Below are 8,206 nucleotides of genomic sequence, written 5' to 3'. Positions count from 1 at the left end.
CCCGGAGACACCCCCGCACGGCCCCCCCCCGCCCCGGGGCCCCCCCGGGCCGGCGTGCGGGCCCGGCACCCCCCCACCCCGCGGGGGGCGGTCGGGCGCCCGCCCCCCCCCCCCCGGCCCCCGGGCGTCCGCGTCGCCCCCGCCCTGTTCCCTTCGTCACCGCCGGCCCCGGACACGGCCGCGGGCCGGGATAATCGGTGACATGAGCGAGAAGCGAAGCGAGCGCGACGCGGCCCCGCGCGAGAGCGCCCCCGGGAAGACGGCGGCCGGACCGCAGCCCGAGGAGATCCGCTTCTTCGGCACCACCTGGCTGGAGCACGACGGCGGCTACGCCCTGCGCCGCGCCGCCCTCGCACTGGGCTCGCTGCTCCTCGCGGTCCTCGGCGCCCTGCTGCTGCGCTTCGGCTTCGAGGGGCTGCGGCTCGCCGCCGTCGGCTCCCTGGTGAACGTGCTCGTCGTGGCCTGCTTCGGCATCTGCAGCGCCCTCGCCTTCCGCCGCACCTGGGACAGGTTCGTGCGCCGCCCCGACCCCGAGGCACCCACCGCCGCGGACCGCTCCTCCCAGTCGATGATGACCATCGGCTTCATCGGCTCCCTGCTCGCCTGGTTCTGCCGCAGCCTGGTCGAGGCGCCGGGCGAGCGGCTGCACCGCGCCGAGTACGAGGAGGCCTGCGCCCGCTACGCCCGTCGCCGCGGCGCCCGCACCGGCAACCCCGCCGCACGCCGGGGCGGCACCGCCGGGAAACGCGCCGCCCGCAGCTGACGGGCCCGCCCCGCAGACCGGCCGCCGCCGCCCACCGGATCGGGCCCTCCCCCCTGGCCGTCCACGGCAGACCGGACGAGGATCGGCGAGGGACGCATCACCCGTCACCCTCACCGTCGCCTCGCGGAGGGACCCGAACGCCATGGCCTTCACCCACGTACTGGCGGTGGCGCCGGTGAGCGACATCGACACCGCCGTCGACTGGTACCAGCGGCTGCTGGGCCGGCCCGCCGACGCCCGCCCCATGCCCTCCCTGGCCGACTGGCACGTCACCGGCAGCGGCTGGATCCAGGTCTTCCTCTCGCCCGAGCACGCCGGCTCCACCCTCCTCAACCTCGTCGTCACCGACCTCGACGCCACCCTCACCACCCTCACCGGACGGGGCCTGCCGGCGGGCGAGGTCCAGCAGGGCAGTGGCACCGTCCGGTTCGCCGCCCTCCACGACCCCGACGGCAACCGCGTCACGCTGGTGGAGAACCCCGTGACGTGAACCCGCCGCCCCTCGGTCCACGCCGTCCCCGGGGCAGCATGTCCCCATGACCTCCCCGCACCGGCCGGACCCCGCCCCCGCGACGGCCGAGAACGCGGCCGGGCACACCGCCCGCGCCCGCTCCTTCGACGCCGTGGCCGCCGACTACGCCGCGAACCGCCCGACCTACCCGCCGGCCCTCTTAGGGGGCCTTGCCATATGCCCGCCCGGGCCGCGTGGTCTGGCACCGCATCTCGCGGCGTTGTCGAAAAGCCCTAGTAGCTCCGCTACGAGGACTCTCCGGCGCCTTGCGATGCACGGCACCGGACCACGCAACCTCATCGGACGCTCATATTGCAAGGACCCCTTAGGCGCGCTGGAGTCGCTCGCCGCACGCCCCCCTGCGCGGCGCCCGGGTGCTGGACGTGGGCGCCGGCACCGGTATCGCCACCCGGCTCCTGCAGGCCCGCGGCGCCCGGGTCACCGCCGTCGAACCGGGTCCCGCCATGGCCGCCGAGCTGCTGACCGCCGGCCCCGGCACCCCGCTGGTGCGGGCCGTCGGCGACGCCCTGCCCTTCCGCGGCAGTGCCGGCTTCGACTACGTGACCTACGCCCAGGCCTGGCACTGGACCGGCCCCGCACGCTCGGTCCCCGAGGCACTGCGGGTGCTCCGCCCCGGCGGCGCCTTCGCGGCCTGGTGGAACGTGCCCGACACCGCCCGCGACTGGGTCGAGGCGCAGGAGCAGCGGCTGGAGGAGCGGCTGCCCGGCTACCGCCGTCACGGCCGCCCCCGCGAGGCACCGGACCTGATCCGCCGCCACACCGTGCGCGGCGCAGAGCCGGTCGTCCGCGAACTGCACTGGGTCCGCCACGTGCCCGTCGAGGTCCACCTCGCGATGCTCGGCAGCCGCTCCCGCACCGCCGTGGAGGGCCCCCGCCGGGCCGCCGAACTCCTCCGGGAGGAACGCGCCGCCCTGCACGAGGTCTTCCCCGACGGCATCGTCGAGGAGCCGTGGTCCGTCCTGCTCACCGTCACCCTCAACCCGTGGTGACCACCACCCCGCGGGCGCGGTCCGCCGGGCCGGACCGCGGGCCGCCGGCCGGTCAGTGCGCCCCCGGCTTCCCCCGCCCGTAGAGCCAGGTGCCGAAGACCGCGTCCAGGTCCCGGTCGGTGCGGCGTCGGCAGAAGTCCTCGAACTGGCGCGTCCCGGCGTTGCCGTGGCGGTGGGCGGCGGGCCACTCGCGCAGGATGCGGAAGAAGGCCCGGTCGCCGACCGCCTCCCGCAGCTTCTGCAGCACCAGCGCCCCCCGCTTGTAGACGGAGTCGCCCAGCACCTCGACGGCGGTGCCGGGGCGCCCCGGCGGAACGGACCACAGCGGTGAGGCGGCATCGCTGTGCAGCAGCCGTTCGGCGGTCTCCCGCGTGGAGGGGCCGCCGGTGTGCGCGTCCCACAGCCACTCCGCATAGGTGGCGAAGCCCTCGTTCAGCCAGATGTCCTGCCAGGTCCGCGGCGTCACCGAGTCGCCGAACCACTGGTGGGCCATTTCGTGCACCACCGTGGGGACGTCCGGCGCCTGCGAGTACAGCGGCTTCGTCTGCACCTCCAGCGCATAGCCGAAGCCCGGCGGGGCCCGGTCCACCACGGCCCCGGACGAGGCGAACGGATAGCGCCCGAACAGGCCCCTCTCCCACTCCAGCACGTCCCCCAGACGCGCCAACGGGCCCGCGGCCAGGGCGGACTGTGACGGATCGACGGCCACGTACAGCGGGATACCGTGCACCCGGGACCGGCTCACCCGGAACCTGCCGACGGTCGCGGTCGCCAGGTAGGTCGCCATCGGATCGGAGTGCTGCCACCGGAACGTGGTGCGGCCGTGTGCCGTACGCCGCCCCCGCAGCTCCCCGTTGGCTATGCCGGTGTACCCCGCCGGGACGGTCACGGAGATGTCGAAGGACGCCTTGTCCGAGGGGTGGTTGTTGGACGGGAACCAGGTCATCGACCCCGCGGGCTGACCCGCGACGAACGCCCCGTCCCCGGTCCGCGCCCAGCCCTCCGTCGAACCGTCGGCGTCCGTCATGGCGTGCGGCACCCCGTCGTACCTCACGGTCGTCACGAACCGCGCCCCCCGGTGCGGCCCGCGCTCCGGCACCACCCGCAGCTTGTCCCTGGAGCGGCTGAACCGCGCCTGACGGCCGTCGACCTCCACCCGCCGCACGGACAGCCCCCGCAGGTCCAGGCTGTAGGAGGCGAGGTCCTCACGGGCCGTGGCGGTGATCCGGGCGGTGCCGGTGAGCCGGCCGCTGCGCACGTCGTAGCCCAGGTCGAGGCCGTAGTGGCGCACGTCGTAGCCGCCGTTGCCCAGCTTGGGGAAGAGCGGGTCGCCCAGCCCGCCGGCCCCGGCGGCCCCCCTCGGCGCGCCGCCCGCCGCCACGTCACCGACCACGGACGAGGTCAGCGGCAGGAGCAGCGACAGGGCGGCACAGGAGACACGGAGGCGGGAACGGTCCACGGGATCGACTCCTCGAAAAGGGGCAATCCTGCATCTCTCGGACCATAAGGGTGGTGCCCGACGGATGCCGCGCGGCACCGGTGACCCCCGGTGCCGGCCCCGCCACCACCCGCACCGGGCGCCCCGCCGGCCCCCGCTCACCACCCTCGACGGACCCGCCGCCACCCGGCGCACGACCGGACGGCGACGGGCCCCGCCACCTTCCTACTCGGCCGACCGGGTGACGCCGGAGCTCTCCCCGGCCGCCTCGCGGCCCGCGGGGACACCCGAGGGCTCAGGCGCCGCCGCCGACTCCGGCCGCCGGCTCTCCGCCCACGTCGCCAGGGCCAGACCGCAGGCGTGGTCGAGGTGGCGCAGGCCCGAGAGGTCCAGCTCCACCGGCCGGTCCTCGGGCAGCGCCGAGAGCTGGTCGAGGAGCTTGGGCAGCCGCAGGAAGGTGGCGTTGCCGACCGCCCGTACCCGCAGCCCGTCCTCACCCTCACAAACCTCCAGGTGGACGTGCGAGGTCTCCCACGCCGCCTTGGCGACCGCCGTCAGCAGACCGAGCAGCACACCCTCGAACATGTTGGTCGCCACGATCGCGACCGCCGTCACCGACAGCACCACCGCCTCACCGCGGTGCTCCCGCCACAGCGGCACCAGCTCCCGCAGCGGCAGCAGCTTCCAGCCGGCGTGCACCAGCACCCCGGCCAGCGCCGCGAGCGGGACGACACCCAGCGCCGCCGGGAACGCCGCCGCGAACAGCAGCAGCCAGACACCGTGCAGCACCCGGGAGAGCTTGGTGCGCGCCCCGGCCCGCACATTGGCGGAGCTGCGCACGATGACCGCCGTCATGGGCAGCGCCCCCAGCAGACCGCACACCGCGTTGCCGGCGCCCTGCGCCATCAGCTCCCGGTCGTAGTGGGTACGCGGCCCCCGGTGCAGCCGGTCCACGGCCGCCGCGCTGAACAGCGACTCGGCGGACGCGATGAGGGTGAACGCCAGCACCGTCCCGAGCGTCCCGAACTGCACCAGGTGCGCGAAGTCGCCGGCTCCCGGAGGCTGGATCGCGGCCAGCAGCCCGTGCACCTGGACGCGCGCCACCGGAAGGTCCAGCAGCCACACCGCGAGGACCGCCCCGGCGACCGCCACCAGCGGCCCCGGCAGCACCCGTGCGCCCCGCTCCCACCGGGGCCACAGGACCAGCACCGCGATGGTGCCGAGGCCGACGCCGGCCGCGGACAGTGCCGCCGGGGAGGACAGGACGTCGGCGACCAGCCGGGGCAACCCGGCGAGGTTGGCCGGCCCGTTGCCGGGCGCCTTCGCGTCGGCCATGGCGTACACCTGCCCGGCGACCAGCACCAGCCCGATGCCGGCGAGCATGCCCTGCACGACGGCGACGGAGATGGCACGGAACCACCGGCCCAGCCGCAACGCCCCCATGGCCAGTTGCAGCACCCCGGCCGCCAGCACGAGGGCTCCGAGTGCCCCGAGGCCGTACTCGCGGACGGCCTCGAAGACCAGCACGGTCAGCCCGGCGGCCGGCCCGGACACCTGCAGGCTGCTGCCGGGGAGCAGCCCGGTCAGCAGGCCGCCGACGATGCCGGTGACCAGCCCCAGCTCGGCGGGGACCCCGGAGGCCACCGCCACGCCCACGCACAGCGGGACGGCGACGAGGAAGACGACCAGGGAAGCGGTCAGGTCCGCCCGCAGCACGGCGGGCGAGGTACGCAGGGAGGAGCGCAGGGACGCTCTGACGGAACGGGCGGTGGGACGGTGACTCAACAGCCTCTGCATGAGGGCCTCCAGCAGGAGTGCGGCGCGCGCGACCTGCGCGGATGTGCGCCGCTGACGGAAGGTGTGCCGGATCACGGCCGGACCGCGTCGCGGCAGGAGCACCGCGGCGGCCGGCTGGAGGCACCGCTCAGCAGCGGAAGACGCCCAGGGTGACGGCGAGCGCACCGGAGCGCCTCGCGGGGGTGGCGCGGCTCCCGGTCAGGGGCGCGGCCAGGATCGCGGGGGCCGTGGCCGCCTCGTCGACGGCACAGGGGGTGACACCCCGCGCGCTGGGCGGGAGCGGGGAGATGCGGTGACGACGGGGGTGGCAGGAACGCACGTCACCGTCACCGGGGGACTCCGCGTCGGACGGGGCACCCGCGGAGCCCAGGAGCGGCCCGGGCACCTCGGCGGGGGCCCGCTCCGGCGGGGTGTTCCCAACCGGGGCAGGGGACGGTTCGGGTGCGTCGGCCGGGGGCGCCCGCGGCACCGTACGGTCCTCTTCGTCCGCCGACGGGGCGCCTTGCACCGGCGGCCGGTCGCCACCCGTGTCCGCTGCCTCCGCGAGGCTCTCCGCGCCGGCGTGCGCCGCGGGGCGAACCGTTCCCTCCCGCACCGGGTCGACCGCGGCAGCCGTCGAGGGACCGGTCGGGACAGCGACCGTACGCGCCGTCCCCGTCCCCGTCCCCGTCGCCTCGCCCGCCCCGCCGACGGCCAGGCCGGTCAGGGCGATCGCCAGCGCCAGCAGCGCGAACGCCCCGCTGTGCACGGCCCGGACGAGGACCCGGCGCAGCGCATGGGCACGGCCTCGCGAGGCGGCCGACCGGGGGGAGGCGGGAAGCGGCCGGACGGGCGGTCGCCGGACGGCGGGGCCGCGCACACCGGACGTCGGTCGGTACGACGACACCGTGGCCCCCTCTCCCCTCGCCCTGCCGTACCGGACACCACACGCCTGGGTTCTCCGGCCCCGCGGCGGCCACTGCCGGGCCGTGGCGGAACGGTCAGCTCCATTCTTGCGGGAACGGCCGGGCCCGCGGCAAGTGGAGAGGTAACCGTCTGATGAACACCGGTGCACTGACCGGTAACCGACCCTCACCCCGCTCCGGCGCGTCCCGGGGATGCACACGACCGGACGCGCGCCCACCGCTGACCGGCCGAGCGCCCCGCTCGCGCACCGAGACGCCTCGACGTCCGGCCCCGCCCCGATGCAAGGATGACCGAGGACGGCAGGACGGCGGTGGACCACCGGCCGGACGCAGCTCCGCAGGCGCAGCCCCGGCGCGAACCGCCCCGTCGCCGTGACACCCGCACCACCGCCCGCGGCCCGCCCGCGGCCCGAACCGCCCCCACGGCGAGGTGAGCCCATGACGAAGAAGGTCGCCGTCCTCGGCACAGGCAAGATCGGCGAAGCCCTGCTCAGCGGCATGATCCGCGGCGGGTGGGCCCCCGAGAACCTCCTGGTCACCACCCGCCGCGCCGAACGCGCGCGGCAGCTCAGTGACCGCTACGCAGTCACATCCGTCGGCAACGAGGAGGCGGCCAGGCTCGCCGACATCCTCATCCTGGCCGTCAAGCCCCAGGACATGGGCGCCCTCCTGGACGAACTGGGACCCCACGTCACCGCCGACCACCTGCTCGTCAGTGCCGCCGCGGGCATCACCACCGCCTTCGTCGAGGAGCGGTGCGCGCCCGCAACCGCAGTCGTACGCGTCATGCCGAACACCCCCGCCCTCGTCGACGAGGGCATGTCGGTCCTTTCCGCGGGGAGCCACGCCACCTCCGAGCACCTGGCCCAGGCCGAGGAGATCTTCCAGGCGGTCGGCAAGACCCTGCGCCTGCCCGAGGGACAGCAGGACGCCGCCACGGCCCTGTCCGGCTCGGGCCCCGCGTACTTCTACTTCCTGGTGGAGGCCATGACCGACGCCGGCATCCTGCTGGGACTGCCCAGGGACAAGGCCCACGACCTGATCGTCCAGGCGGCGGTGGGTGCCGCGACGATGCTCCGCGACAGCGGGGAGCACCCGGTCACCCTGCGGGAGAACGTCACCTCGCCGGCCGGCACCACCATCAGCGCCATCCGCGAGCTGGAGAACCACGGGGTGCGGGCCGCGCTCATCGCCGCGCTGGAGGCGGCCCGCAACCGCAGCCGGGAGCTGGCCACCGGCCAGGGCTGAGCCGTCCGCGGCCCCGGGCACCCGTCGCCCGCCCCGGAAAACCCGTTGCGGGCTGGAGGTTTGAAACCCTCACGGCCGTCGTGTAGTGTCCTCCGGGTTGCCAGGGGCCGCAGTGCCCCCGCGCACACACTCGCCGCATCGGCGGCACCCACCACAGCACGACCCCTTCTGGGACGTCTTTCGGCATGCAGAAATTTGCTCGCTGATTCGCACGCTTCTCGAACGAAGGCCGGAAAGCTCGATTATGAGCCGGACGGAAAAGCCGCTACTGTGGTGATCACGCCGGAAGGCGCCCCCTCCGACGGGGAATCGGAAACACTTTCCGAGTTCGGAACGGCCAAGCGGCCGGGACGGAAACGGAAAACGGATCTGATAGAGTCGGAAACGCCGAAAGGGAAAGCCCGGAAGGGTCGGACCGGAAAGCGAACCCCGCTCCGACAGGGGGCCGGAACCGGAAAACGGATCTGGTAAGGTTGGAAACACCGAAGGGAAGCGCCCGGAGGGCCCGAAAGGGACCGAAGGAAGCGTCCGTTC

7 protein-coding genes are annotated in these 8,206 nt (G+C 75.0%); 4 read left to right on the top strand and 3 right to left on the bottom strand.

Features of this window, described 5'->3' with window-relative positions; all coding sequences use genetic code 11:
• The first annotated feature begins 202 nt into the window (after nucleotides 1-202).
• From ACFV3R_RS00035 to ACFV3R_RS00025, 3 genes are all read left to right on the top strand, one after another.
• Nucleotides 203-763, top strand: coding sequence for a hypothetical protein (locus ACFV3R_RS00035; protein ID WP_385572847.1), 561 nt, complete (start codon nucleotides 203-205; stop codon nucleotides 761-763).
• A 142-nt stretch (nucleotides 764-905) separates the two neighbouring features.
• Nucleotides 906-1,253, top strand: a complete 348-nt coding sequence (locus ACFV3R_RS00030; protein WP_385572845.1) for a VOC family protein — start codon at nucleotides 906-908, stop codon at nucleotides 1,251-1,253.
• A gap of 404 nt (nucleotides 1,254-1,657) precedes the next feature.
• Nucleotides 1,658-2,284 (top strand): class I SAM-dependent methyltransferase, encoded by a 627-nt coding sequence (locus ACFV3R_RS00025; protein ID WP_385572843.1) that lies wholly within the window; start codon nucleotides 1,658-1,660, stop codon nucleotides 2,282-2,284.
• 52 nt (nucleotides 2,285-2,336) lie between these two features.
• Here the strand turns inward: ACFV3R_RS00025 and ACFV3R_RS00020 are convergent, their stop codons facing one another.
• From ACFV3R_RS00020 to ACFV3R_RS00010, 3 genes are all read right to left on the bottom strand, one after another.
• Nucleotides 2,337-3,743 (bottom strand): M1 family metallopeptidase, encoded by a 1,407-nt coding sequence (locus ACFV3R_RS00020; RefSeq protein WP_385572841.1) that lies wholly within the window; start codon nucleotides 3,741-3,743, stop codon nucleotides 2,337-2,339.
• 204 nt (nucleotides 3,744-3,947) lie between these two features.
• Nucleotides 3,948-5,519: a SulP family inorganic anion transporter gene (locus ACFV3R_RS00015; protein ID WP_385572838.1), complete on the bottom strand. Its 1,572-nt coding sequence runs from the start codon at nucleotides 5,517-5,519 to the stop codon at nucleotides 3,948-3,950.
• A gap of 127 nt (nucleotides 5,520-5,646) precedes the next feature.
• Nucleotides 5,647-6,267: a hypothetical protein gene (locus ACFV3R_RS00010; protein WP_385572836.1), complete on the bottom strand. Its 621-nt coding sequence runs from the start codon at nucleotides 6,265-6,267 to the stop codon at nucleotides 5,647-5,649.
• Nucleotides 6,268-6,862: 595 nt separating this feature from the next.
• Between ACFV3R_RS00010 and proC the strand changes: the two genes are divergently transcribed.
• Nucleotides 6,863-7,672 carry a pyrroline-5-carboxylate reductase gene (gene proC, locus ACFV3R_RS00005; RefSeq protein WP_385572834.1) on the top strand — a complete coding sequence of 270 codons (810 nt, stop codon included), beginning with the start codon at nucleotides 6,863-6,865 and terminating at the stop codon, nucleotides 7,670-7,672.
• Nucleotides 7,673-8,206: the final 534 nt, after the last annotated feature.

Origin of the sequence: Streptomyces sp. NPDC059740, from assembly GCF_042733155.1 — a bacterium.
GTDB lineage: Bacteria > Actinomycetota > Actinomycetes > Streptomycetales > Streptomycetaceae > Streptomyces.
Note: the sequence above shows the minus strand (reverse complement) of the source record. Positions and strands in the feature narration are given on the sequence as shown.